Consider the following 24967-nt stretch of genomic DNA (forward strand, 5'->3'; position numbering starts at 1 on the left):
GACTGCCATTCATCGCCTGTCGCGGTGGGCAGGGCAACTGTTTTGCGGCGCTCACAGCTCGCCGCGCCGTGCCATCTCCTTGATGCGGTCGCCGGTGCGGCAGGCGATTGCCTGAATGGTCAGCGAGGGATTGACCCCGCCGACCGTCGGGAACACCGAGCCGTCGCAGATCCACAGATTGCGGATGTCCCAGCTTCGGCAGTCGGCGTCGACGACGCTGGTTCTGGGATCGTCGCCCATGCGCGCGGTGCCGTTGAGATGGGCGGTATCGTCCTCCTGGTCCCAGATTTCGCGCGCGCCGACGGCCTCAAGCGCCTGGCGCATGAAAGCGAGCGCATGACGATTGAGCTTCTTGTCGTTGTCGCACCAGGAGTAGGTGACGCGCGGAACCGGCAGGCCAAAACGGTCCTTCTCGTCGGTCAGCGTCACGCGGTTGCGCTCCTGCGGCATATATTCCCCGACGATCTTGAGCCCGACCGTGTGGTTATAGCGCTGCATCTCGTCGACCAGCGCCTGGCCCCACAGCCCGCGCGCGGTGGCGAGCGTGTTGCTCCAGAGCACGGGCAGCGGACCCTGGCTCATATAGGCGTAGCCGCCGAAAAAATCCTTGCCGCGGTCTTCATAATTCCAGTGCTCGGTGAGGGCGAGCGACGGCGGCGCCTTGTAGGAGCGGACCTCCTCATCGACCACGCCCCACACCGCCTGGTTCGCCTGCACCATGAGGTTCTTGCCGACAAGTCCGGAGGAATTGGCAAGCCCCGCGGGAAAGCGCGGGGTGGCCGACATCAGGAGCAGGCGCGGCGTTTCAATCGCGTAGCCCGCAACCACCACATTCCTTGCCTTTTGAAAACGCCACTCCCCCTCGCGATAATAGTGCACGCCGCTGACGCGATCGCCGTTGAGCTCGATGCGGCCGACCATCGCGAGATCGCGGATTTCGGCGCCCGCGCGGATGGCCCTGGGTATCCAGACCAAGAGCGCACTCTGCTTGGCGTTGGTGGAACAGCCGATCACGCAGAAGCCGCGATAGACGCAGGGCGGCGAGGCGCCGCGCGGCGCGGAGAGCGTGGCGATCGGCGTCGGCGTCCAATGGATGCCGAGTGCTTCGGCGCCGCGCGCCAACAAGAGTGCCGGCGCGTTGAGTTCATGGGCGCGATAGGGATAGCGCGGCCGCTTCGGTCCCCAGGGATAGCTCACGGGACCCGCGATCTTCAGCGCCTGTTCGACCTGCTCGTAATAGTCCCACATCTCGCGCCAGTCGAGCGGCCAGTCCGCGCCGTAGCCGAGCAGCGAGCGCGACTTGAACCATTCGGGCCGAAACCGCAGCGAGACCATCGCGAAATGCACGGTCGACCCGCCGACGGACTGGCCGGAATTGTTGGAGCCGAGTTGCAGCGGATTTTCGCCGTCGACGATGCGCTCGTCGGTCCAGTAAAGCTTGGTCTGTGCTTCCTCGTCGGAGGCGAAATCTTCCAGCGGCCGCCAGAACGGTCCCGCATCGAAGCCGACCACCGAAAAGCCGGCCTCCGCAAGTTTGCAGGCAAGCGTGCCGCCGCCCGCGCCGGTGCCAACAATGGCAAAATCCACCTCGTCATTATCGGCATATTGCCGCATCGGCATCCAGGCATTGATGCGAAACACGTCCGGCGCGTGGCCGTTGCGCGCCCGCGGCGTGGTCGTCGGATCATCAGGAGCCAAGGCGTTGACGCGGGGCTCACCGGCCGACACGACGGTTCTCCCGCAAAGCTTGCGTCGCGCGGCCGGGCTTGGACTCCGCGGCCTCCCAGGGATCGCGGAAATCGGCGCGCAGCCGCACATAGCCGCGTGGGCTGGCCGGTCCGCCCCAGCCGATTTCGTTCCAGGCGGTCGGATGAGCGTAATAGGTCTTGACGATGTCGGGCAGGAGCCGTGCCTTGAAGAACAGTGCACAGGGCATATCGCGCCATGCGGCGTCATAGAGTTTGCCGTCCTGCATCTGGCGCAGGAGCGCATCCTGCTGGTCCGCGGCGAGCTCGGCAAACAAGGCGTCATGGAGAGCAGCGGCCTCCCTGTCGATCGCGAACAGCCCGCGCTTCCAGGCGTCTTGCGCCGGCGGCAATTGCGCATGGCGATAGCCATCATGCAAACCGCGCGAGAGCTTGCGATCGAGCAGTGCGGCGATCGGTACGGGCCGGGATCGCTCGGGCGGCTGCGGGATGATGCGATCACAGACGGCCAACAGCGTCGTCCATTCCGCGTCGGAGAAGAAGCTGTGCGCCGCTGGATCGATGCCAAGCCGCTCGTCGATTACCCGGCGGGTCATGTCGTTCCAGGACGGCGTGTTGCGTTTGGCGAGCACGTCATAGCCGGGATAGAGATCACGCATCTCTTGCCTCCTCGCGCAAGGAGAGGGCGGCCAGTCCCGCGAGCGCCAGGCCCGCAAAGCTCGGCGGTGCCGGCAGTGGAGGGCCGTTGAGTATGTTCTGTCGCCAGTTGCGCCAGCCGCCCATGTTGCGGTGAACGCCGTAGGCATGAAAGGCCACGCCCGCAAAGCCGATCGCCGCGGTCAGCCGCAGCCACCAGCGCGAGAAGACGCGGTGGGGACGCTTTGGACCGAACGCGACTTCGCTCATCACCAGCGCTGCTCCCGGCGGCAGCGTCACCGGAACGAACATGAAAGGATTGTGGTAGGCGCCGCGAAAATGCAGGAGACCGGCTTCGCCCACGGTGCCCAGCAGACCTGCAGCGGTGAGTGCGGCGGTCAGCCGGCCGATCGGAAGGTTGAGAAAACGCGGCCGCTGGCCGGAGCGCGCATCGCGCACGCGCTCGGCCATGAAGCCGAACAGGCCGGACAGCAGCAGTGCGCTGGGCGCGCCGAGCGGCGCGCCATAGAAGAGATTCTCCCAGCGCCATCCGCCCGGACGTTTGAGAACGTTGTAGAGATGAAAGCCGGTGCCGACCGCGCCGGTCAACAGCGCCGCGCCGTAGCTCGCGTCGCGCATGCGATGGGCTGTGGCACGCCGGTCCATGATGCCGTGACCGCTCGTCATGAGCGCGAGGCTCGATACGGCCAGCGGCACATACATCGCCGGATTGCAGAACGAGCCGCGGTAATGCTCGATGGCGCTGTCGGCGAGCACCGAAAACGCCAGCACGCCGGCCGCGCGATTGAGCCGCCGCGCCGCCGTGATGGCCGGCTTTTCCTTTAGGCGAAAAATGGTCCCTTGCCCGGCACGAGCCCTGCGGGACGATGCAGGACGGCTCCGCGGGGCCAGCAAGGCTGCTCCGCAGACCGCGGTGAACGCCGCGCCAACCCCTGCGGCAACCATATCGCTACCGATCTGGCGCCCTGAGGTGATGGTCATGCGCTCCTGCTCAATCGCCGCAATTGCGCCAGATCCCGCGGATCACGGCCGCGCTGGCTGCCCAGCAAGGTCGCAAGTCCCAGGGCTGCAATTGCCAGGAGGGCGGCGGCCCGTAACCAATGCGGATCGAAACTGCTGACGTTCTCGTTCGCTTGCGGATCGAAGCGGCCGTGTGCGCCGGTATCGCCGGGCGGCGGCGCGAACATATTGTCGGGTGTATCGGGGTCGCGCGGTTCGTCGGCGAGCTGGCCCGAATAGCCTTTGCGCGCGAGAATGTCGTCGACGACGTGCGGTGCGATCATGTTCCCGGCGATCGCCTTCAATGTCGGGGCGCCGATCCAGAGCTCGCGCGGTGCCTGGTGGGCCGCGCGCACGATCTCGCGCGCGATTGCCTCGGGCTGAAAGATCGGCGGCAGCGGCTGCGCTTTCCTGCTCATGCGGCTGCGTGCCCAGTCGAATTGCGGGGTATTGACGGCCGGGAGCTGAACCACGGTGAGCCTGATGCTGCTGCCCTCATGGATGAGTTCGGTGCGCAGGGAATCGGTAAAACCGCGCACCGCGAATTTCGCGGCGCAATAGGCGGATTGCAGCGGAATGGCGCGGTAGCCCAGCGCTGAGCCGACCTGGACGATTGTTCCATGACCGCGTCGCCGCATGCGCCTCAAGGCGGCAAGAGTTCCATGGACCTGTCCGAGATAGGTGACTTCGGTGACGCGACGAAATTCCTCCGGTGTGATTTCGTGCACCGGCGCAAAAATCGTCACCATCGCATTATTGATCCAAACATCGATGGGGCCCAGTTCACGCTCGATCTGATCGGCCGCCTGTTCGAGCGCGGCCGGATCGGCGACATCGACGCAGACTGCAAGAGCCCTTCGGCCGAGCCGCCGGATTTCGCCGGCGGCGCTGTCGAGCCGCTCTCGCCCCCTTGCCAGCAGCGCGACATCGGCGCCTTGCCGCGCGAATTCGAGCGCGATCGCGCGACCAACCCCTGCGCTTGCACCTGTTACGACGATGGTGGGCATTCACTTCTTTCCGAAGGACGTGACGCGCTGGTTTCGCGATCAAGTGGCTCGGTTATTCCGACAATCGCAAACGCGCCATCTTCGTTCCCCGTATTTTCTGCGAAGCAGAGCCGGCGCGGTCGTGTTGGGAACGCGGTCGTCCTCGCATCGTTGAAGCAGCGGAGGCCGCACAGATGTCGGCCTTGGCCTTCGCGGGAACGACGGTGCCAGGAAACGAAAGGTAATCGCCATGCAGATCACCAATTTCAAAGACATGTACATCGCGGAGCTTCAGGAACTGGTCAGCGTGGAACAGCAACTGGGCAAAGCCCTGGAGCGGATGGCCGGCGTGGCGTCGCATCCGTCATTGAAGGACGCATTCGAGAAGCATCGGCGGCAGACCGCGACGCAGTGTGATCGCCTCCGCTCGATCCTGCAAAAGCACAAGGCGGAGGCGGATGCGCACACCGATCAGGCGCTCCAGGCGATGATCAAGGAAACCGAGAAGATGATCGGTATGCTCAAGGGCGACGACCTGCGTGATGCCGGGCTGCTGGCTTCGGCGCAGAAGCTCGAGCATTACGAGATCGCCGCTTACGGCAGCGTGGCGGCGCTCGCGGGTCAGCTTGAGCTGCGCGACGATCAGCGCCTGCTGCACGAGAGCCTCGAAGAAGAGAAGCGCACCGATGAACTTCTGACCTCGCTCGCCAAGGGCGAGATCAACCAGGATGCGCTGGCCGCGGCGTAGTGCAGGTGTTGGTCATTGCAATCTTGGCCGTTGCAATGACGCGCATGAAGGTCACAATCCGAACGGATAGGTGTCGGCGCTTGCGGTAACATTCGGTGCTTCGAGCGGCGTCACCGCGCGCGTTTCCTCGAACCAGATGAAGGCGTCGAACTGGTCCGGCAGCACCGCTTCGAAATAGTGACTGAACAATTCGGTCTCCGGGCGGTAGACGACGCCGATCGCGCGCTCGAGCCGCGGGCCGGTCAGCGCCTCGCGCAGGTCGCGCCGGCCGGGCGGCCGCAGATCGGTGAGAGATCGCGCAAGCCCGGTGTGACGGAACAGCGATTCGTAGGAGTCCTCGCGCGCGGGCCGCACGGATTTGATTTCCATCTCGCCGTCCCAGTCGGAAGCCGCCGCCACCGTTCCGCGGTCCGTGCCAAAGCCGATCAGGCGCGCATCCTCGCCATAGGCGTCGCGGACAAGCTCGCCGATGTTGAACTCGCCGGCCCAGCCCATCGAAGTCGCCGATGCATTGCCGATATGGGAATTGTGCGCCCAGACCACAGCCTTTGCGCCCGCACCACGCCGCTGCATCGCGTATTGCAGCGTCTCGAACATGTGCCGGTCGCGCAGGTTCCACGACTCGGTCGAGCCGCGATACATCAATCGGTAATAGCGCTCGGCCGCGCGGACGACGCGCGCGTTCTGAGCGGCGCTGAAGAAGGCTTCCGGATCGCGCGCGACATAGGCCAGGCGATGCTCGAGCAGATCGTGCAGTTGCGCTGCGACGTCATCCTCGCAGGTGTCGCGGCCGGATAGCATGGCGAGCCCGTAAGCAGTGGGATCGGCCTGCCAAGGCGTGAGGCAGCCGTAACGCTGGCGCGCCGCGCGGGCGCGTTCGGGGTCGACCTTTTCGAGATAGTCGATGACAGCCGCAATGGAGCGGCGCAGGCTATAGACATCCAGGCCGCGAAATTCGACCCGCTTGTCCATCGCAAAAGCGTCATTGTGCTGATGCAGGAAATCCGCGAATTCGCGCACCTCGACGTTGCGCCACATCCAGGTCGGGAAACGTTCGAACGGCGGCTCGGCGCCGGATGCGGCTGGCAGTTGCCGGACATAGCGATCGATCGCCGCGGCGTCCGGCCAATCGGCCTCGACGGCGACAATGTTGAAGCCGTGATGTTCGATCAACTGCCGCGTGATGGCGGCGCGCGCCCGGTAGAACTCCGACGTGCCATGCGTTGCTTCGCCAAGCAGCACGAGCTTCGCGGCGGCGAAGCGGTCGAAATAGGAACCAAAATCGTCCCGCTCCGGCGCGGGCAGATGTTCGCCGGCGCCACGCAACAAGGCGATCAACTCGTGGTTTGCCTGCGCGCGAGCGCGCTCGGCCTCAGGGGAGAGGGCCATTGGGCGGGCTCCTTGCTCTCGGACGGCGTCCCCAGCAACGCAAACTCGTTGGGCATCCCGACGTTCCAGGCTACCGTCCTCGGCTGCGTCAATCCCCCAATCGTCAATCCCCCAATCATCGGCTGATCGCTCCGCAATGGTTTCGATCGTGAACCGCCCGGTCGGTGAGTTTGATCGTGATTTCACAGACATGGCCTGGGTGATAGCCCATTTGGGTGATGCCGGTTTCATCCGGTCTGGCTAGCCTTTGCGTCCTCGAAAATGGAGGGGAGGGTCGCGCGGGCGGCCCAAGGGTTGAAACATGATGATGGACACGCAAGTCGCGCGTTGTTCGTGTCTTCGCGATCGCCGCGATCATGCCCTCGCGTTGCTGGACGAAGTCTTGCAAATGTTCTCGACGGCGCCGGCGGCAAACGCGATGTCGTGCTTGGTATCAGGTCTTTGCGACCTGCGAGAGCGGCTGGATGCCGACAAGTGGAGGCTGCTCAGAAGCGAGTGGATGCATCATCCGCTGGCGCGGGTCGTTCATCAGGACCCCTTGACGAGCTGGTCTTACCGGAAGCCGCGGGGTTATCCGGGCGACGCGCGGCTGCTGGATTTTATCTATGGCGAGGCCAATATTGCGGCGCACGTCTCCAGCGCGACCAGGCTCGGCCGCGAGATCTACGGCTTCACCTCCGAAATGGCGTGCTCAGCCGCCATTCGTGAGCGCCGCGGCGTCATCGCAAAGCTGGTCGATCGCGTAGCCCACGAACGTGGACGCCAGATCTCAGTTCTCTCCATCGGTGCCGGACATCTGCGCGAGGCGGCGCAATCCCGAGCATTGGCCGAAGGCAACGTCGCGCGCTGGATGGCGGTGGATCAGGACAAGGAGGCCCTCGCATACCTTGCGCGCACGTTTGCCGAGTTACCGATCCGACGGGTTGGGGGCTCGGTCACCGGCCTGATCGCCGGCCAGCATGAACTTGGCAGCTTCGATGTCATCTATGCGGCGGGCCTGTATGATCATCTCTCCGATCGCGTGGCCAAACGCCTGACCGAAACAGCGTTCGCGATGCTCCGTCCCGGAGGCGAGCTCCTGTTTGCGAACTTTGCGCGCGGTATCCATGATGCCGGATACATGGAGACTTTCATGGATTGGCGGCTGCTTTTCCGTGACGAGAGCAAGGTCGAGGAAATCTGGTCGGACTTGCCGAGACAGGCAATTGCCTCGCGGCGGCTGTTCATGGATGCGAACCGGAACGTCATCTACGGGCTGGTGCAGAGGACCTGAGCGGCGGCTTCCCCTGTTCCGTTTAGGCGGCTTTCCATAGAAACCGGTCGGCCCACTCGCCGTTGATCCGCGAGGGCGAAATCGCGAGATGCAGGTTTCAGGAGCAGACAGATGCAAGTCCAAGATATTATGCAGCGAAAGGTGGCGATCGCCGATCCGAACATGACCATACGCGACGTGGCGCGCAAAATGCGCGCCGATAACATCGGTGCACTGCCTGTCGGAGAGAATGATCGATTGGTCGGCATGGTCACCGACCGCGACATCGTGATGCGGGCCGTCGCCGACAACCGCACGCCCGGCAACACGGTCGTCCGTGACGTGATGTCGGAAGGCGTGAGCTATTGCTTCGAGGATGACGATGCCGAAGCGGCGGCCCAGATCATGGCCAGGGATCAGATCCGCCGGTTGCCGGTGCTCAACCGCGACAAGAGGCTCGCCGGTGTGATCGCGCTCGCCGATCTCGGCCGCTCGGAAGGGCGCGTGGCGCAGGACGCTCTGCAGGGCATCTCCGAGGCCACCGACAAGGAACGCCGTTCCGGTCACGGCAGCTAGCGCGCCTCGTACGCCCTTCGCTCGGGGCGAGACCGCGGCCGATATCAGCAACCATCAGGAGGCTGGATATGACCTTCAGCTTGAAGAGTTCCGCGTTTCAGGATGGCGATCCCATTCCCCCAAAATACACGGCGGATGGCGAAAACCTCTCGCCGCCGTTGCAATGGTCGGATCCGCCGGCAGGCACCAAGAGCTTTGCTTTGATCGTGGAAGATCCGGATGCACCCTCGGGTACGTTCCGCCATTGGGGGCTCTACAATATCATGGGCGAACGGACTTTGTTGCCGGAGGGTGTCGACCGTGGCAGCGGTGCCAAGACGGAGCGTCTTGGCAAGGGCGTCAACGATTTCGGCGAGCCACGTTATTGCGGGCCCGCACCGCCGAAGGGACACGGGACGCACCATTACCATTTCAAGCTGGCAGCCCTGGATGTGGAAGCGCTTTCACGAGCGCCCAAGCTGGCTGTCACTGACATCTGGAAGGAAGCCGAGAAGCACATGCTCGGGCAGGCCGAGCTCATCGGCACCTACAGCCGCTGAGGTCGGGCTCGTCACGGGTTCCGTCCACCGTCGTCCGGGCTCACGTGCGTCCGCTCAAAGATTAAAACTACTATGGCAACGGAACGTTAGCGGTCATGCGGGGTTTTGCCGGTCAGTAAGCGGTCAATGGAAGAGCGAGCCAAAACCAAAGTGTCAACGGCGAGCCACGCCATTGATCAGCTTACAAGCCCCGTCAGATTACCTCGGTAACTGACGGGGTCCTTGTTTGGCCCGACCTGCGGCACATCGGCGCGTCACGCCACTTTTCGAAAGCCGCCTCCTCCAGGACCCCCAGGAGCAAACGATGGCGCATTTTCCGACGCACATGGATCCGGCTGAAGGCTCGCGCGAGATCATCGATCAGGAACTGAAACGGCACAGTGGGCCCGCGCGTCAGGATGGGCCCCGTTCCATGGTTGCGGAGCGCACGGCAGATGCGGAGTGGACAGGAGGGCTGCGCGATGGCCGCGGCTCCGTCAAGCTTGGCAGCCGCGCTTTCGAAGGCTCCTATTCCTTCGGCTCGCGCTTCGAGAAAGGCGAAGGCACGAATCCGGAAGAACTCATCGCGGCGGCGCATGCCGGCTGCTTCTCGATGGCACTGTCGGCCGGGCTGGAGCGTGCCGGCTTCAAGCCTGAAAGCATCCGCACGCACGCGAAGGCTTTGCTCGAGAAGGTAGGCGAAGGATTTGCCGTCACGGAGATCGCGCTTGATACCGATGTCGACGTGCGCGGCATCGACAAGGTGAGGTTCCGCGAGGAGGTCGAAAACGCCAGGCGCAACTGTCCGGTGTCGCGCGCGCTCGCGGGAACGAAGATCGTCGTGAACGCGCGGCACGTTTAGAGGACTCGCATCGTCAAAGCCGCCACGGAGCAGAGCTTGCCTTGGCGCGCATCTCAACCCATCCACCGCGGAGACGTATCATGGCCGGTCGGCTTGAGGGAAAAGTTGCTATTGTCACGGGTGCGGGGACCGGCATCGGTGAAGCGATCGCGCACAAATTTGCCAAGGAGGGCGCGAAACTCATCGTCGCGGGATTGCCCGACGATCCGATTGAGGATGTGGCGTATCACATCAAGATGCATGGCGGCCAGGCCGAGCCGTTTCTCGGCGACCTCGCGGACGAGACCGATGCCAAAGCCTGCGTCACCATGGCGGTCGACGTATTCGGCAAGTTAGACATCCTGATCAACAATGCCGGCGTATTTCCTGAAATCGCCGAGTGTCAGGACTACTCGATCGAGAGTTTCGATTACATCGTCCGCAACAATATCAGGTCGGCGTTCCTGATGACCAAATTCGCGCTGCCCCATCTGCAGCAATCGCGCGGGGTGGTGATCTCAACCGGCTCGGAAGCCGGCGAGGTCGGCGAGCCCACCGCGGCGGCCTATGGCGGTTCCAAGGGATTCCTGCACGCCTTCATGCGCGGCGTGGCTTACGAGCAGGGCAAATACGGTATTCGCGCGCTCTGCGTCTGCCCCGGACCCATCGACACCGCCTGGACCCGCAAGGAAACCGGTCCGATGGATGCACGCATGGAAAAGCAGACGTTGGCCGGCACCGTGCTCGGCCGGCGCGGCACGCCGGAAGAGATGGCCAACGTGTTCGCATTCGCCGCATCCGACGAGGCGAGTTTTGTGACCGGCGCGTTGCTGTTTGCTGACGGCGGCACCACCATTGCCAAGGGCGGCCCTGGCGAGATGACGCAAGACTTCGTCAAGGAGCAGCCGCCGCCGACCCTTGACCTCCGGCATTCGCATGACGGCTTGAAAGGCAAGCCGGTCTCCAATCGGATGCACTGAGCCCACTATGGCTGCGCGGAGGAGGGAAAGCCCTCCTGCCGCGACAGATCCGCTTCGGCTGCTTGGCGCGGAGGCTTCTTCCTTGCGCTGACCGGGCCGTGTACGGGCCGGTTCGTTTCGCGGCCGATGCCGGCAAAGGCGCGCCCGAACTGGCGCAAGCTTGCGACCGGACCGTTCGGATTGCCATTGCGATTGACTGCCTCCGCTGCCGCGCGGCGGGATTTCACGCCGGCCGGCGTGATATCGAGCGGCGGCCCGATGCTTGCGGCCGGCGCATCCGCGGCTGCGGCGGGTTCGGTTGCGGCCGTAGGCGCGACTATCAGGGCGACAAGCTCGGCCCGCGCAGACGCACTGGGTGATCCCGCTCCAGCGTTCGCTGCTGTGGGTACGGCGGTTGTAACGGCGGCGGTTTCGGTCGCCGCATTGCTCACCGGCGCAGCGGCCTGCGTCGACAGATTCAGGAGCAGCGCATAGCCGCCCAGCGTCGCCGCCGGGAGCGTGGTCAGCGCCATCACGATGGAGGCGAGCTTGTACATCCGGCTCGCCGCAGCATGCCTTGCGGCTTCGCGCTGCTCGCGCCGCGCGAGCTCGAGCAAATGGTCGTAAACGGCGCGCTGCTCGCTATCGCTGAGAATCTGGTTGGCGCGCACGATCGTGCGGAATTTCAAGCCGGCATCCGGATCGCCCGGATTGAGGTCGGGATGAGCTCCCTTGACGGCGCGACGGAAAGCGGCCCTCAATTCTTCGGCATCGTCGTTCGGAAGTGCGCCGAGCAGATCGTAAAGCGTCTCCATCCTTCGCTCGCGGTCGGTCTTCTCCTGCTCGAATCGGCGCCGCGAATTGTTCATAAGCAGGGGCAGGCGCCTGTCCGTAATAGTGTTTTTCCAGCCCGGCAAAAGAATGACTGAATTGTGCGGAAGCCGAACCATTCATGCCGCATCATCGCCCGCTTTTGCCGCCTATGCCGCTTTGGAACCGATCCGTTCAATTCGCGTTGCGAAAAACCGAGCCCGTGTTCACTCCTGGCCGAGGCTGGCCCGATGACCGAGCGACCTCTGCGGCTCCCGTTGCAGGCTTCATCCATGGGGCGCAAAGCCGTCCGTCCAGCGAAAGTTTTCGCTGCGACGGCTGCCGCATTGCTCGCCATGGGCGCAAGCGATGGCCGCGGTGCCGACGCTAGGAAAGGCGAGGCCGCTTTCACGCGCCAATGCGCGCTCTGTCACACCGTCGCAAAACACGAATCCAATCGCTTCGGCCCCAATCTGTTCGGCATCCTCAACCGCAGGGCCGGCAGTGTCAGCGGCTTCAAATATTCGCAGGCGTTCCAGTCGACGGCCCAGTGGGAGTGGAATGCCGAGACGCTCAAGGCCTGGATCTTGGGACCGGCTCATATGGTGCCCGGCACTACCATGGGCGTATTCCAGGGCGTAGCCGACCGGGACAGCGACGACATCATTGCTTATCTGGCCAGCCAAAAGTGAGGTGCGGATGCACTTGCGTTCGACGGTCGTCATCTGCTTCACGGCTGCGTTGCTCGCCGCAACTGCCGGCGCACGCTTGCATTCGCAGCCAGGCCCAGCCGGCATCGAGATCGGCGCCAATGATATCGGCGGCGTTGTCACCAGCCGGTTTGGCCCGGAAGCCGGCGTCTGGGTCATTGCTGAAACGCGGGACCTCGGCACAGGTTTTGCGAAGATCGTGGTCACCGATGATGCCGGCCGCTTCCTCATTCCGGACTTGCCGAAGGCGCATTACCAGCTCTGGGTGCGCGGCTATGGCCTGGTGGATTCAAAGAAGATCGCAGCAGATCCCGGGAGCCGGCACAGCCTCGCAGCCGACATCGCGCCCAATCTCGCTGCCGCCGCGCAATATTACCCGGCAATCTACTGGTTCTCGCTGTTGCGGATTCCCGATAACAGCAAATTCCCGGGTACGGGAGCCAACGGCAACGGCATTCCGGTGGAGTTCAAGACCCAGGATCAGTGGCTGGATGTGATCAAGACAAATGGCTGCGGCAATTGCCACCAGATCGGCAACTACGCGACGCGCACCATCCCGGAGCTGTTCAGCCATTCCGAGAACGCGATCGCGGCTTGGGCGCAGCGCCTGCAATCGGGGCCGGGCGGCACCACCATGGTGCGCACCATGGGCCGCCTGCTGACGCCGGACGGCGGCCATCTGGCTGCGCTGGCCGACTGGTCGGATCGCATCAAGAAGGGCGAACTGCCGAGCCAAAGCCCGCCGCGGCCGGTCGGCGTCGAACGCAATTTCGTCATCACCGTGCGCGACTGGCTCGATCCCAAGCATTATCTGCACGATCTTTCGGCCACCGACAAACGCGACCCGACGGTCAATGCCTTCGGTCCGCTCTATGGCGCGACCGAGCTTTCGGTCGACCAGATTCCGATTCTCGATCCGGTCCACAACGCGAAATCCGAGATCAAGATGCCGGTGCGCGATCCCGAGGATACGCCAAGCTCGGCGGAGGCCAATCCGGTGTTCGCGCCGTCACCCTATTGGGGCACCGAGCAGGTCTGGGACAGCCGCGCCAATGCGCACACCCCGACCATGGACCACGAGGGACGCGTCTATTTCACAGCGCAGATGCGCGCGCCCAACAATCAGCCTCGCTATTGCGGCAAGGAGTCCGCATTGGCTTCCGCGCAGCTTTATCCTCTCACCGTCCAGCACGAGGGCTTTTTCCAGAACGCAAGGCAGCTCACGGTTTACGATCCCAAAACTCAGAAATTCTCCTTCATCGACACCTGCTTCGGCACGCAGCATTTGAATTTCGCGGAAGATGCCGACGAGACGTTGTGGATGGGAACCAACACGTCGGGCAAGCTTGCGGTCATCGGCTGGGTCGATACCAAGAAATACTGGCAGACCGGCGATGCCGGCGCGGCGCAGGGCTGGACGCCGCTAATTGTCGATACCAACGGCAATGGCAAGCGCGACGAAGGCTACAACGAGCCGGGCCAACCCGTGGACCCGAAGAAGGACACGCGCGTGCCGTTCGGCATCTATGGCATCTCCTGGAGCCCGCTCGATGGCTCGATCTGGGGATCGAGCCTGCAACATCCCGGCTATATCATCCGGCTCGATCCCGGATCCGATCCGCCCGCGACCGCGCTCGCCGAGGTCTACAGGGTGCCGATGCCCGGCTACGGTATCCGCGGCATGGATATCGACCGCAAGGGCGTGGTCTGGGTACCGCTCGACAGCGGCCATATCGCAAGTTTCGATCGGCACAAATGCCGTGGACCCCTCAATGGACCTGGCGCCGAGCAAGGCAACAAATGCCCGGAAGGCTGGGATTTCTATCCGTTGCCGGGGCCGGCCTTCCAGGGCTCGTCGGGCGCCGTGGAGAATCCGTATTATCTTTGGGTCGATCAGCACAACATCCTGGGCTTGGGCGCGGACACGCCGATCGCGACCGGCAATCAGTCGGATTCGCTGCATGCGCTGGTCGGTGGCCGTATCGTCGAATTGCGCGTTCCTTATCCCATGGGCTTTTTCGCCAAGGGCATCGACGGCCGGATCGACGATCCGAATGCAGGCTGGAAAGCGCGTGGGCTATGGGTGACGTCAGGCAATCGCACGCCATTCCATATCGAGGCCATCGACGCGCCTGCCCCTGGTGCGCCCGGCAAGACCGCGCAGACCCGCTCGAGCCCACTGGTCGTTCATTTTCAGCTACGGCCCGATCCGCTGGCCCACTAAGTGTGACACTATTTGTTGGGCACGGAGTTGATGCTTTCGGCCGGAATCGTGTGCCTGTTGGCGCGACGCAACATCGGCTATTGTCGCAAACGGCCCAGCCTGAGATGCTGGTAACGTTGGGGCTCTCGGCTGATGACTATCGTCCTTTTCCAGAAAATCCTCTCCAATATGCGCCTCGTCAATGTGCGGCTTGGAGCGGCCGTGGCGGTCCTGGCCCTTGTGCTGCCGCTTGCGCTGCTCTCGCCAGCGCGCGCCGAAGCGACGTATTCCTTTGAGACGACGCCGGGCAAGCTGCCAAAGACCGTCGTTCCCACTCATTACGGCATCGACCTGAACCCCGATCCGCAGAAGCTGACGCTGTCAGGCACCGAACTCGTCGACATCGAGGTGCGCGAGCCCACGACTCGGGTCGTTCTGAATGCCGTCAATATGAGCCTGAGCGAGGTGACCATCGACGACAAGCTGCGTCCCGACGTCAGCCTCGATGCAGGCGCCGAGACGGCGACGCTGTCCTTGCGCGAGCCGCTTGCCGCCGGCATCCATCATCTGCACATCGCCTTTTCCGCCAAGATCAATCCGTTCGGGCGCGGGCTTTATTACGCGGATTATCCGACCGGCCAGGGAGTCAAACGGATGATCGCAACTCAGCTCGAGCCGGCTGATGCGAGGCGCATTTTCCCGTGCTGGGACGAGCCTGCCTTCAAGGCGACGTTTACGCTCACTGCGACCGTCCCGCAGAAATTTCTCGCCGTCGGCAACATGCCGGTCATGCGCGAACAAGTTGTCTCGACGGAGCTGAAACGCGTCGACTTTGCGCCGACGCCGAAGATGTCGAGCTATCTGTTCGTGTTCGCGGCCGGCGAACTCGAGCGGATCACGGCGGTTGTCGAGGGCGTCGCGGTCGGCGTGGTGACGACGTCGGGAAAAAGCGAGCAGGGGCGCTTTGCGCTGGAGAACGCGACAAAACTGCTTTCATTTTACAACGATTATTTCGGCATCAAATATCCGCTACCCAAGCTCGACCTGATCGCGGTGCCCGGCGGGTTTGGCGGCGCGATGGAAAATTGGGGCGGCATCACTTTTTTCGAAAGCCGGCTGCTGTTCGATCCCGCGACCAGCGCCGACAGCCTTCGCCGCGGCATCTTCAGCATCCTGGCGCATGAAATGGCGCACCAATGGTTCGGCGATCTCGTCACCATGGGCTGGTGGGACAATCTCTGGCTCAATGAGGGTTTTGCGAGCTGGATGCAGGAAAAGGCCGCCGAGCATTTCTATCCGCAGTGGAAGACCTGGTTCAACGGCTACGGCCAGAAGCAATATGCGATGGCGCTCGACGCGCGCCGCACGTCGCATCCCATCCAGCAAAAGGTCGGCGACGAGAGCGAGGCGATGACCGCCTTCGACGGCATCACCTACAGCAAGGGCCAGGCCTTCATCCGCATGCTGGAGAACTGGCTCGGCGAGACCGCGTTCCGCGACGGCATCCGGCGATACATGGCCGCGCACGCCTACGGCAATGCGACCACAGCGGATCTCTGGCAGGCGCTCGAGCTCGCCGCCGGCAAGCCGGTGTCGACGGTCGCCGCATCGTTTACGGAACAGGACGGCGTGCCGCTGGTGATCGCCGAAACAAACTGCAACGGCAGGGCCCAGCGGCTCACACTGCGGCAGGAGCGCTTCGTGATCGTGCCGACGCGATCCGCCGGCGCCGACAACGGGGCTCTGCCGCCGCGGCATTGGCAGATTCCGGTCGCGGTTGGTCCGATCGGCCGAGGGCCGCGCAGCAATCTCCTGCTCGACGGCAATGCTGAGATCACCGCCGGCAAATGCGGAACGCCGATCAAGGTCAATCTCGGCGATATCGGCTATTATCGCACCGAGTACGGATCGAAGGAGCTGTCCGCGCTGACGAAAGCGCTCAATGCGATGGCCCCGGAGGATCGCCTCAACTTTCTTGCCGATAGCTGGGCTCTCGTCCAGGCCGGTCGCGCCGAGCCGCCAACCTATCTCTCCTTGCTTGGCAGGATCGCGACCAACGACCAGCGCGCCATCTGGGACCAGGTGATCGGCGCGCTGGCGCAGCTTAATCGGCTTGCGCGCGATCGCGCCGAGCGGCCGGCGCTGCAGGCCTTTGCCCGAACGACCTTGCGTCCAGTCTTTGACCGCCTCGGCTGGGAGGGGTCGGGCTCGGCCGACGATGACGATACGCTGTTGCGCGCCAGCCTGATCAGGACGCTCGGCGAATTTGGTGATGCCGATGTCATCGCGGAAGCCAAGCGCAGGTTCGCGCGGTTCCTGCAGGATCCCGCCTCGCTGCCGGTTGCGCTGCGTGAGCCGGTCGCCCATGTGGTCGGCATATCGGCCGATCGGCCGACCTACGACACGCTGCTGTCGCTTGCGCGCAAGGCGACCTCGACCGACGAACGTCTGCGATATTATTACGCCGCGGCGAGCGCGCACGATCCGGTGCTCGCGCGCGATACGCTCAAATTGGCGCTGAACGGCGAATTGCCGACCACCATCATTCCCGGCATGATCAACGCGGTGGCTTCTTCCGGCGAGCAGCCCGAGCTTGCCTGGCATTTCGTGCAGAAGCATTACGATGCACTGTTCGCCAAGCTTGGCCCTTCCTTTCGCGATGAGTTCATTGCGCATCTGATGACCAATTTCAGCGACGGTGCCTATGCCGCCGAGCTTCTGCAATTCGCGCCGGCGCAGGCGAGCAGCGGCGGAAAGGTGACCACCGCTCGCGCCGTCGAGATGATCGCGATCTCCGCCGACCTGAAAGCGCGCGCGCTCCCGGCGGTGGACGCATGGATCAAGGAGCAGGCGAACGCGCGGCCGTGAGGCGGCGTGTCGCGATTGACTTCGATGGCGCAGCGGGCGAAGAGACGCCGGCGTTGTCAAGTTAAGGCTCCATCCCGCCATGTCCCACTTTCACGGTGTCTTTCCCTATCTCGTCACACCGATCGATGCCGACGGCAAGATCCGCAGCGGCGTGCTGGGACAACTCTGCGACGATCTCATCAAGGCGGGCGTGCATGGGCTGACGCCGCTCGGCTCCACCGGGGAGTTTGCCTATCTCGACAATGCGCAGCGCAGGGTCGTGGTGCAGGCCACGATCGAGGCCGCGCAGGGCCGCGTGCCGGTCGTTGCCGGCGTGGTCTCGACCGCGACCGCGGATGCGGTGGCGCAGGCGCGCAGTTATCAGGAGTGTGGGGCCGACGGCATCCTGGCGATCCTGGAAGCCTATTTTCCCTTGAGCGATGCGCAGGTGGAATCCTATTTCCGCAGCATTGCGGATGCAGTCGATATCCCGGTCGTGATCTACACCAATCCGCAATTCCAGCGCTCCGATCTGTCGCTCGACGTGATCGCGCGGCTTTCGAGCCATCCGCGCATCGGCTATATCAAGGACGCCTCCACCAATACCGGGCGGCTGTTGTCGATCATCAGCCGTTGCGGTGATGACATCCGCGTGTTCTCCGCATCGGCCCATATTCCGTCAGCGGTGATGCTGATCGGCGGAGTGGGCTGGATGGCGGGGCCGGCTTGCATCATCCCGCGGCAGAGCGTCGAACTCTATAACCTCTGCAAGGCAAAGCGCTGGGACGAGGCGATGGCGCTCCAGCGCAAGCTGTGGCGCGTCAACGAGGCCTTTGCACGCTACAACCTCGCTGCCTGCATCAAGGCGGGGCTCGCCATCCAGGGCTACGAGGTCGGCGATCCCGTCCCGCCGCAGGCCCCGCTCGCCGCGGACGCGCGCAAGGTCGTCGAAGCGGTGCTTCGTGAGTTGACGATTTCTTGAGCACCGTCATTCCGGGGCGACGCGGCAGCGTCGAACTCTGATGTGCTATTGCACGTCTGAGAATCTCGAGATTCCGGGTTCGCCCTATGCGCGCCCCGGAATGACGGCTGCGGTTGTCTCGTCCGTCAAATCCGCTAAAACCCGCCAACGTCACAAAAAGACTTGAGGTCGAACTGATGAATATTCTTCCCGGCAATTTACGTTTTGGCGCGGGCCAGCCGATCAAGCGTTTGGAAGACCAGAGACTGCTCACCGGGAAGGGACAGTTCATCGACGACAAGCCGGCCGACGGTGCGCTGTGGCTGCATGTGCTGCGCTCCCCGCACGCCCATGCCAAGATCGTTTCGATCGACACCAAGCCGGCCGCCGACATGCCCGGTGTTGAGGCAGTATTCACTGGCGAAGACCTGATCAGGGACGATATCGGCACGATTCCGACGCTCGCCATTTTCAAGCGGCCGGATGGCTCGCCCATGACCGTTCCGCCACGGCGCCTGCTTGCGCACGAAGTGGTGCGCTTTGCCGGCGAGCCCGTCGCCGCCGTGATCGCAAGCTCGCGTGCGCTGGCTCAGGAAGCGGCGGAAGCGATCGCGGTCGAGTACGAGGTTCTGCCGGCCGTGGTCGATCCGCTGGAGGCGCTCAAGCCCGGCGCGCCCCTGGTCTGGCCACAGGCGCCCGACAATGTCGTAGCCAGCATGAACTATGGCGATGCGACCAAGGTCGAGGAAGCTTTCGTCAAGGCGGCGCATAGGGTCTCGCTCGACCTCGTCAGCCAGCGCCTGGTGCCCTCCGCCATGGAGCCGCGCTCGACCATTGCCGAGGTCGACAAGAAATCGGGCCGGCTGACGCTATACGTGCAATCGCAGACGCCGGGTTCGACCCGCGACGTGCTCGCGGAAGCCGTGCTGAAACGGCCGAAGGATTCGGTGCGTGTGCTGGTCGGCGATATCGGCGGCGGCTTCGGTCAGAAGACCAATGTCTACCCCGAGGACGGCATTGTCGCTTACGCCGCAGTGAAGCTTGCCAGGAAAATCCGCTGGCGCGGCGACCGCACCGACGATTTCGTCGGCGGCACCCATGGCCGCGACCTCACCTCGACCGGCGAGTTCGCGCTCGACGAAAACGGCAGGGTGCTCGCCTATCGCGTGCGCTCGGTCGGCGGCACCGGGGCCTATATGTCGGGTACGGCGAACATCATTCCCCTGGTGCTCGGACCGTTCGTGCAGACCGGCGTTTACGACCTGCCGCTGGTGCACTTCGAGGTGAAGACCGTGATCACCAACACCGCGCCCGTCGGCGCCTATCGCGGCGCTGGCCGGCCCGAAGCGGTCTTCATTGTCGAGCGGCTGTTCGACGCGGCCGCGCGAAAAATCGGCATGGACCCGCGCGCGATCCGGAAAGCGAACTACATCAAGCCGTCGCAACTGCCCTATACGAACCCGGTGGGGCAGGTCTACGATTCCGGCGCTTTCGCCCATATGCTCGACCGCGCCGCCAAGCTCGCCGACTGGGACGGATTCAATGCGCGCAAGCGGGCGGCAAAGAAGAAAGGCCTGCTCTATGGCCGTGGGCTGACCAGCTATATCGAATGGACCGGTGGTCGGGCGCACACCGAGAAGGTTTCGCTGCATGCGACCGCGGAAGGGCGCGTGATCCTGCATTCCGGCACGATGGCGATGGGGCAGGGGCTGCAGACCACCTACACTCAGATGATCTCGGAGGCGCTCGGCATTCCCCTCGACAAGATCGACGTCGTGCAGGGCGATACCGATCTTGCCACCGGCTTCGGCAGCGTCGGTTCGCGCTCGCTGTTCGTCGGCGGCACGGCGGTCGCGGTCTCGGCCAATGACATGATCACCAAGGCGCGCGAGAAGGCTTCCAACCTGCTCGAGACCTCGGTCGAGGACATCGAGTATCGCGACGGCTTTCTTACGGTGGTCGGCACCGACCGCCGCATCAGCCTGTTCGATATCGCCAAGAAGGAGGCCGGCGCCCAGCTCTCCGTCGACAGCGAGGGTGAGGTCGATGGTCCGAGCTGGCCGAATGGCACGCATATCTGCGAGGTCGAGATCGATCCCGAGACCGGCGAGAGCCGCGTCGTGCGCTACACCACGGTCGACGACGTCGGCGTCGCCGTCAATCCGATGCTTGTGACGGGCCAGATCCATGGCGGCGTCGCGCAAGGCATCGGCCAGGCGCTTTATGAGGGTGTGGCCTACGATGCCGAAGGGCAGATGCTGACCGCGAGCTATCAGGACTATTGCATTCCGCGCGCGGCGGATATTCCGCCGATTACGGTAACGCTGGATGATTCCGCACCCTGCCGCACCAATCCGCTGGGCTCGAAAGGCTGCGGCGAATCGGGCGCGATCGGCGGCCCGCCCTGTGTCACCAACGGCGTGATGGATGCGTTAAGCGAACTCGGCATCACCCAGCTCAACACGCCGCTGACGCCGCAAAAGATCTGGAAGGCGATTCAAGACGCCAGGGCCGCGGGCGCTTAACTTTGCCTACGTCATTTCGGGGCGCGCGTAAGCGCGAACCCGGAATCCAGAGGTTGTGGTGGCGCAGGATCCCGGGTTCGCTCGCTTCGCGAGCGCCACGGAATTGCAGTGTCCTGTTGAACCCGCGCGAGAGCGAGTTGCAGGCGCCTCCGAAAATGATCACCTGTTCAGCGCCACGTCGCGGAAGGCGGCGACGAGCGGCTTCTCCAGCTTGCCGTGCATGCCCTGAAGAATGGCGAAGGCATCCTCGCGCGATGTCGGCGCCTTGTAGGGGCGGTGCTCGATCAGCGCGGAAAAGATGTCCGAAATCGTGAGGATGCGGACGAGGTCGCAAATGCTTCCGGCGCAGAGACCGTCGGGATAGCCGCTACCGTCGAGAAATTCGTGGTGGTGCCGCACCGCGTCGAGAATCTCTGCGGAGATCAGGCTGTTGCTCTTGAGCACGTCGTAACCGGCCACCGCGTGCGTTTCGACCAGTGCGCGTTCGGAAGCATCGAGACGCCCGGGCTTGTCGAGGACCGCGAGCGGGATTTTGGCCTTGCCGACATCGTGAAACATGGCGGCCGAAGACAGCCGCTCGATGTCGGCCTTGGGCACGCCAAGGCTCAGCCCGAAATCGACGGCGACGCCGGTGACCAGGAGGCAATGCTGATAGGTGCCCTCATGGTGGCGCCGTACCGCCACCAGCCAGTCGCTCAGGCCGTGTTCGGCGATCGAGTCCGCGATCGCGCTCCCGGCGCTCTTGGCGCTCGCGGCGTCGATCGGCATGCCGGTCGCCACCGCCGTGAACATCGAAGCCAGCGCCGCTTCGCCGATGGAAGCGGCCGCCTGCACGCCGCGCGCATCCGCGCTCGGTGCCGAGCCGCATGGCGCATGCTCGGCCAATTCCGCGAGCAGCCTTGCCTGATTGACCGGCCCGAGCAAGACGCGTGTCGCGCCAAGCGCGTAGGCTTGCGAGACGTGCAAATGCGCGGTCTCGTCGACAAGAAAGATGCGTCTGCGCACCTTGCTCAAGGCGTTGAGGATCTTCTTGAGCGCGCAGATGTTTTCGATGGTGCGCAGGTCGGCTCTGACCACAAGCGCCTGCACGTCGCCGCGCTGGACAGTTGCGCCTCCGAGCATTTCCGAGGTCACGGCAAACTTCGGCTCCAGCATGGTGCGGAGGGCGGTGAGCTTGGCCGGGCTGTCGGCGAGCAGGTGAACAGGCATCAGTGTCGCAGCCTCTAGCGGCGTACGAAAGCCATCGCCTCACTCCCACCACGAGCCATAGTCGTCCGGTTCGTTCAACCAGATCAGCGCCTCGCGCAATCCGAGGCGGACTATTCTCTCCTCCCCTGCAAGAGCTGCGTCGCCATCGGCGCGATAAAGGATGAAGTCGCCGCGATCGTCTCGAAACAAGGCTTCGCGGGCCTGGTTTGTGGAGAGAGCTTCGCCCTCAGGTCCGGCAATTGTCCGTGAAGAGATCAGTTGCATCGAAATCGCTCTTGGATCTAACAATCAAACCATTGGAATAAATCATTGCACTTTCGCCGCTTGCTGGCTGTGTTTGGCAGACTTGGCCTTGACGAACCGAACGCCGGCCATGGCGCCGTCGATCCACACCAGTTCGCAACGACGGAACGCCAGGCCTGTGGACGAGAGGAGCAGGAAGAACTCGCGGGCCCGGAGCACGTCAATCGAGCCCTCGACCTCGATCTTCGCACCGGTCGCGGAGACGTCGAGCAGGACGCAACTGCGCCGCCACGTGCCGTCGACGCCCATCAGGTTGACGGGGTGCTTGTGTTCCAGGCGCACGCGACTTGACTTTCGACTTTCACCCGTCATCGCTTGACCTCCTCGGTCGCGAGGGTGTCTCGAGTTTTTTGAGTGTCCTGGCTGACGAGGGCATCGGCGGCTCGAAGCGCATGGTGCATTGCGCTGCCGGCACGTAGAGTGTCTCGAACAGCGCCATGCCGAGCTCCAACACGCGCACGCGCCGTTCGGGCGAACCGCCTCGAGCGGCGGACGCAACCTCGGCAACGAGTTTGGCGGAAGCGACGGCGGCCATGGCCCGCAAATTCCACTGTGAAACATCAGGTCTCAGCAGCGGAATTTCACGATGCAAATCTTAATGGAATTTATTAAACCTACTGCATCCAGGTTGCGGGCTACCTCTGGAATCGCCTAAAAGCATATCGAAATTTGGCAGAGGAAATTTCGGGCGCGCTTTCGTTGCATGCAACGCGCGGGGCCTGTCCAAAGGATGGGCCAAGATTCACGACCATCATTCGTGATCACGGACGCGCGTATTTGAGGAGATCGGGAAGCCGAAGAGTATTTTATTACCGGCAGTCAGGGAGGACGCCGCCGCATTGCCAACGAGCATTTCGCAGTCGCCAAGCCTGGCACCAAAGGTCTTCCGGTTTTCCGATATCGATGAGTTTCGCAGTTGGATTCGAAACGTCGATGTGGATTTCACGCCGCTGGTGCGAAAGATCTCAGCCGAGCAGGTGATCCTCAATCTGCCCGGCTGGTCCATCAACTTCATAAAATCCTTTCCGCGGATCGTTGACGCGCGGCTCGCCCCCAATTGCACTGCCATCGGCGTGGCGATGGATGAGGGCATTCCGACTCGCTTCAACGGTGTTGAACAGGATCAGCCCTTCATCATGATCGGCAACAATGGGGCTGCCTACAATGCGGTCGAACATGTGGAGCGACAATTCGCGCTGATCGTCTTCACACCGCAGATCGAGGGGCGCGGCTGGCCGGAGGCCGGTCCAAACTTCAGGATCTTCGAAACGAGCGCCCCGGCGCAGCGGCGTTTGCGCACGCTGGTAGCGGAAATCCTCGCCGCGGCTCGCCGCTTCTCGGAGGCCGAACTGGCTGATGCCGCGCCCGGCATGCGGGAGTCCTTGGTCGGCAGCATCGATGCCGCATTCGCGGACGTGGTACCGGCACGCTGGGCATCACGGGCGAACTCGGTCCGCCAGTTCAAGATCTTTCAGGCGGTGCGGGAGGCGCTATCAGCCAATATTACGGGCCCGATCTACAGCCGGGATGTTGCAAGACAACTCGGCGTACCCGTGCGCACGATCCATGATGCGGTCTTGAGGTATCGGGGCATGAGCCTGCATCGTTACCTGCGCTTGCGACGGTTGTGGCTTGTGCGGCAGCGGCTCCGCGCCGGCACTCATAGCGTCAAGGCCGCCGCGCTCGCCTTGGGCTTCTGGCACCTCAGCGATTTCGCACACAGCTACCGCGTCCAGTTCGGCGAAACACCTTCGGAAACACTCGCACGAGCCCGCAACTCTTGAGCGGTATCTCCCAGCCCGAAAATCAGCTTGTACAGGACAACATCGATCGGCCGCGCCGGGTGGCGAACGTGAAAGCCGATGGAGGCGGCGCTCGTCGAGCGCATCCGGCGTATATTTAAATCGGGCGGCGCATCAGGTAAAGGCGAGAGCAGGGCTGCGCGATGCGCAGGGCCGCTTCAGAGTTGCCGATGCACACGACAGAGATGAAAAGAGCAAGCAAGATCGCGCAGCCGGGGGCTCCGGCGCTGGAGAAGGGACTCGACCTGTTGGAGGCGCTTGCCGCCGAGGCGAAGGGCTTGACCCAGAAGCAGCTTGCCGAACGGGTCGGCCGCTCGGTCGGCGAGATTTTCCGCATGCTGGCCGCCCTTGAGCGCCGCGGCTATGTCGCGCGTGATCCGGCGACGGCGGAATACACGCTGACGCTCAAGCTGTTTCGGATCGCCTCGCAATATCCGCCGACCGAACGGCTTTTGAAGGCGGCGCTTCCCGTCATGGAGCGATTGGCCGGCCGCGTGCAGCTCTCTTGTCATCTGGCCGTTCTGCACGGCGAGCAGTTCATGGTGATCGCGCGGATCGAGCCGGAATGGCTGATGGGCTGGTCGGTGAAAGTCGGCGCGGTCTTTCCACTCACCCAGCAATATGCCTCGGCCAAGGTGCTCGCCGCCTTCCAGTTGGAGGGGCGGCGCGAGGAACTGGCCGAGGTCATCGCCGCCAATGATCACATCAGTGCCAGGAAGGCGCTGGTGGCACTGGATCGCATATCCGCCGACGGCGGGAATTTTTCCAATGACGACGGCTATACCCGCATCCTGGCCTATAGCTGCCCGATCGTCGAGGCCTCCGGCCGCGCGGTGGCGGCGCTGACGGTACCCTTGGTGCGGCAAGACAAGATTCCGGCGAGCGAGGCTGCGACGATCGCTGGCGAGCTACGCGATGCCGCGCGGATCGTTTCGGAAAAGATCGGCGGCAGCCCGAAGGGGTGAT

23 protein-coding genes are annotated in these 24967 nt (G+C 63.6%); 13 read left to right on the forward strand and 10 right to left on the reverse strand.

Features of this window, described 5'->3' with window-relative positions; genetic code table 11:
* Nucleotides 1-51: 51 nt before the first annotated feature.
* From F758_RS0108600 to F758_RS0108615, 4 genes are read right to left on the reverse strand one after another with little or no spacing between them, the layout of a single operon-like run.
* Nucleotides 52-1728, reverse strand: a complete 1677-nt coding sequence (locus tag F758_RS0108600; RefSeq protein ID WP_024507484.1) for a GMC family oxidoreductase — start codon at nt 1726-1728, stop codon at nt 52-54.
* Nucleotides 1715-2365, reverse strand: a complete 651-nt coding sequence (locus F758_RS0108605; RefSeq protein WP_024507485.1) for a gluconate 2-dehydrogenase subunit 3 family protein — start codon at nt 2363-2365, stop codon at nt 1715-1717. The genes F758_RS0108600 and F758_RS0108605 overlap by 14 nt, the downstream gene beginning before the upstream one ends.
* Nucleotides 2358-3344, reverse strand: coding sequence for a hypothetical protein (locus F758_RS0108610; protein ID WP_035721335.1), 987 nt, complete (start codon nt 3342-3344; stop codon nt 2358-2360). Before F758_RS0108610 ends, F758_RS0108605 begins: the two co-directional genes overlap by 8 nt.
* Complete coding sequence (locus F758_RS0108615) at nt 3341-4369, reverse strand: SDR family oxidoreductase (RefSeq protein ID WP_024507487.1); 1029 nt, start codon at nt 4367-4369, stop codon at nt 3341-3343. The genes F758_RS0108610 and F758_RS0108615 overlap by 4 nt, the downstream gene beginning before the upstream one ends.
* A 229-nt stretch (nt 4370-4598) precedes the next feature.
* On the opposite strand from F758_RS0108615, the gene F758_RS0108620 reads away from it, so the two are divergent.
* Nucleotides 4599-5096 carry a YciE/YciF ferroxidase family protein gene (locus F758_RS0108620; protein WP_024507488.1) on the forward strand — a complete coding sequence of 166 codons (498 nt, stop codon included), beginning with the start codon at nt 4599-4601 and terminating at the stop codon, nt 5094-5096.
* A gap of 51 nt (nt 5097-5147) precedes the next feature.
* On the opposite strand, the gene F758_RS0108625 is transcribed toward F758_RS0108620, so the two are convergent.
* Nucleotides 5148-6485 carry an erythromycin esterase family protein gene (locus tag F758_RS0108625; RefSeq protein WP_024507489.1) on the reverse strand — a complete coding sequence of 446 codons (1338 nt, stop codon included), beginning with the start codon at nt 6483-6485 and terminating at the stop codon, nt 5148-5150.
* Nucleotides 6486-6873: 388 nt separating this feature from the next.
* On the opposite strand from F758_RS0108625, the gene F758_RS0108630 reads away from it, so the two are divergent.
* From F758_RS0108630 to F758_RS0108650, 5 genes are all read left to right on the forward strand, one after another.
* On the forward strand, nt 6874-7758 hold the full coding sequence (locus F758_RS0108630) for a class I SAM-dependent methyltransferase (protein ID WP_198026437.1): 885 nt from the start codon (nt 6874-6876) through the stop codon (nt 7756-7758).
* Between the two features lie 111 nt (nt 7759-7869).
* Nucleotides 7870-8313 (forward strand): CBS domain-containing protein, encoded by a 444-nt coding sequence (locus F758_RS0108635; protein ID WP_024507491.1) that lies wholly within the window; start codon nt 7870-7872, stop codon nt 8311-8313.
* Between the two features lie 68 nt (nt 8314-8381).
* Entirely contained in the window at nt 8382-8852 is a 471-nt protein-coding gene (locus F758_RS0108640; RefSeq protein ID WP_024507492.1) for a YbhB/YbcL family Raf kinase inhibitor-like protein, read from the forward strand.
* A 304-nt stretch (nt 8853-9156) separates the two neighbouring features.
* A complete protein-coding gene (locus F758_RS43480) occupies nt 9157-9693 on the forward strand; it encodes an OsmC family peroxiredoxin (RefSeq protein ID WP_024507493.1) in 537 nt (178 codons plus the stop codon).
* Nucleotides 9694-9773: 80 nt separating this feature from the next.
* Nucleotides 9774-10652 (forward strand): SDR family NAD(P)-dependent oxidoreductase, encoded by an 879-nt coding sequence (locus tag F758_RS0108650; protein ID WP_024507494.1) that lies wholly within the window; start codon nt 9774-9776, stop codon nt 10650-10652.
* Between the two features lie 5 nt (nt 10653-10657).
* On the opposite strand, the gene F758_RS46370 is transcribed toward F758_RS0108650, so the two are convergent.
* A complete protein-coding gene (locus tag F758_RS46370) occupies nt 10658-11446 on the reverse strand; it encodes a J domain-containing protein (RefSeq protein ID WP_084305190.1) in 789 nt (262 codons plus the stop codon).
* A 288-nt stretch (nt 11447-11734) separates the two neighbouring features.
* Here F758_RS46370 and F758_RS0108660 point away from each other — a divergent pair, with 288 nt between their 5' ends.
* From F758_RS0108660 to F758_RS0108680, 5 genes are all read left to right on the forward strand, one after another.
* Nucleotides 11735-12133 (forward strand): c-type cytochrome, encoded by a 399-nt coding sequence (locus F758_RS0108660; RefSeq protein WP_024507496.1) that lies wholly within the window; start codon nt 11735-11737, stop codon nt 12131-12133.
* A gap of 7 nt (nt 12134-12140) precedes the next feature.
* A complete protein-coding gene (locus tag F758_RS0108665) occupies nt 12141-14375 on the forward strand; it encodes a hypothetical protein (RefSeq protein ID WP_024507497.1) in 2235 nt (744 codons plus the stop codon).
* Nucleotides 14376-14507: 132 nt separating this feature from the next.
* On the forward strand, nt 14508-17222 hold the full coding sequence (locus F758_RS0108670; protein WP_051386765.1) for a M1 family metallopeptidase: 2715 nt from the start codon (nt 14508-14510) through the stop codon (nt 17220-17222).
* A 79-nt stretch (nt 17223-17301) separates the two neighbouring features.
* A complete protein-coding gene (locus F758_RS0108675) occupies nt 17302-18183 on the forward strand; it encodes a dihydrodipicolinate synthase family protein (protein WP_024507499.1) in 882 nt (293 codons plus the stop codon).
* Between the two features lie 176 nt (nt 18184-18359).
* Nucleotides 18360-20687 carry a xanthine dehydrogenase family protein molybdopterin-binding subunit gene (locus tag F758_RS0108680; protein ID WP_024507500.1) on the forward strand — a complete coding sequence of 776 codons (2328 nt, stop codon included), beginning with the start codon at nt 18360-18362 and terminating at the stop codon, nt 20685-20687.
* 159 nt (nt 20688-20846) lie between these two features.
* On the opposite strand, the gene F758_RS0108685 is transcribed toward F758_RS0108680, so the two are convergent.
* Genes F758_RS0108685 through F758_RS0108700 form a run of 4 tightly spaced genes read right to left on the reverse strand, consistent with a single transcriptional unit; the run spans nt 20847 to nt 22734 of the window.
* Nucleotides 20847-21896, reverse strand: a complete 1050-nt coding sequence (locus F758_RS0108685; RefSeq protein ID WP_024507501.1) for an HD-GYP domain-containing protein — start codon at nt 21894-21896, stop codon at nt 20847-20849.
* A gap of 39 nt (nt 21897-21935) precedes the next feature.
* On the reverse strand, nt 21936-22160 hold the full coding sequence (locus F758_RS0108690; protein WP_024507502.1) for a hypothetical protein: 225 nt from the start codon (nt 22158-22160) through the stop codon (nt 21936-21938).
* 42 nt (nt 22161-22202) lie between these two features.
* Nucleotides 22203-22511, reverse strand: coding sequence for a PilZ domain-containing protein (locus tag F758_RS0108695; protein WP_024507503.1), 309 nt, complete (start codon nt 22509-22511; stop codon nt 22203-22205).
* On the reverse strand, nt 22501-22734 hold the full coding sequence (locus F758_RS0108700) for a hypothetical protein (RefSeq protein WP_024507504.1): 234 nt from the start codon (nt 22732-22734) through the stop codon (nt 22501-22503). The genes F758_RS0108695 and F758_RS0108700 overlap by 11 nt, the downstream gene beginning before the upstream one ends.
* Nucleotides 22735-23152: 418 nt before the next feature.
* On the opposite strand from F758_RS0108700, the gene F758_RS0108705 reads away from it, so the two are divergent.
* Nucleotides 23153-23983, forward strand: a complete 831-nt coding sequence (locus F758_RS0108705) for a helix-turn-helix domain-containing protein (protein WP_245286443.1) — start codon at nt 23153-23155, stop codon at nt 23981-23983.
* Between the two features lie 203 nt (nt 23984-24186).
* Nucleotides 24187-24966 carry an IclR family transcriptional regulator gene (locus F758_RS0108710; RefSeq protein WP_024507506.1) on the forward strand — a complete coding sequence of 260 codons (780 nt, stop codon included), beginning with the start codon at nt 24187-24189 and terminating at the stop codon, nt 24964-24966.
* Nucleotide 24967: the final 1 nt, after the last annotated feature.

Origin of the sequence: Bradyrhizobium sp. ARR65 (assembly GCF_000472385.1) — a bacterium.
Lineage (GTDB): Bacteria > Pseudomonadota > Alphaproteobacteria > Rhizobiales > Xanthobacteraceae > Bradyrhizobium.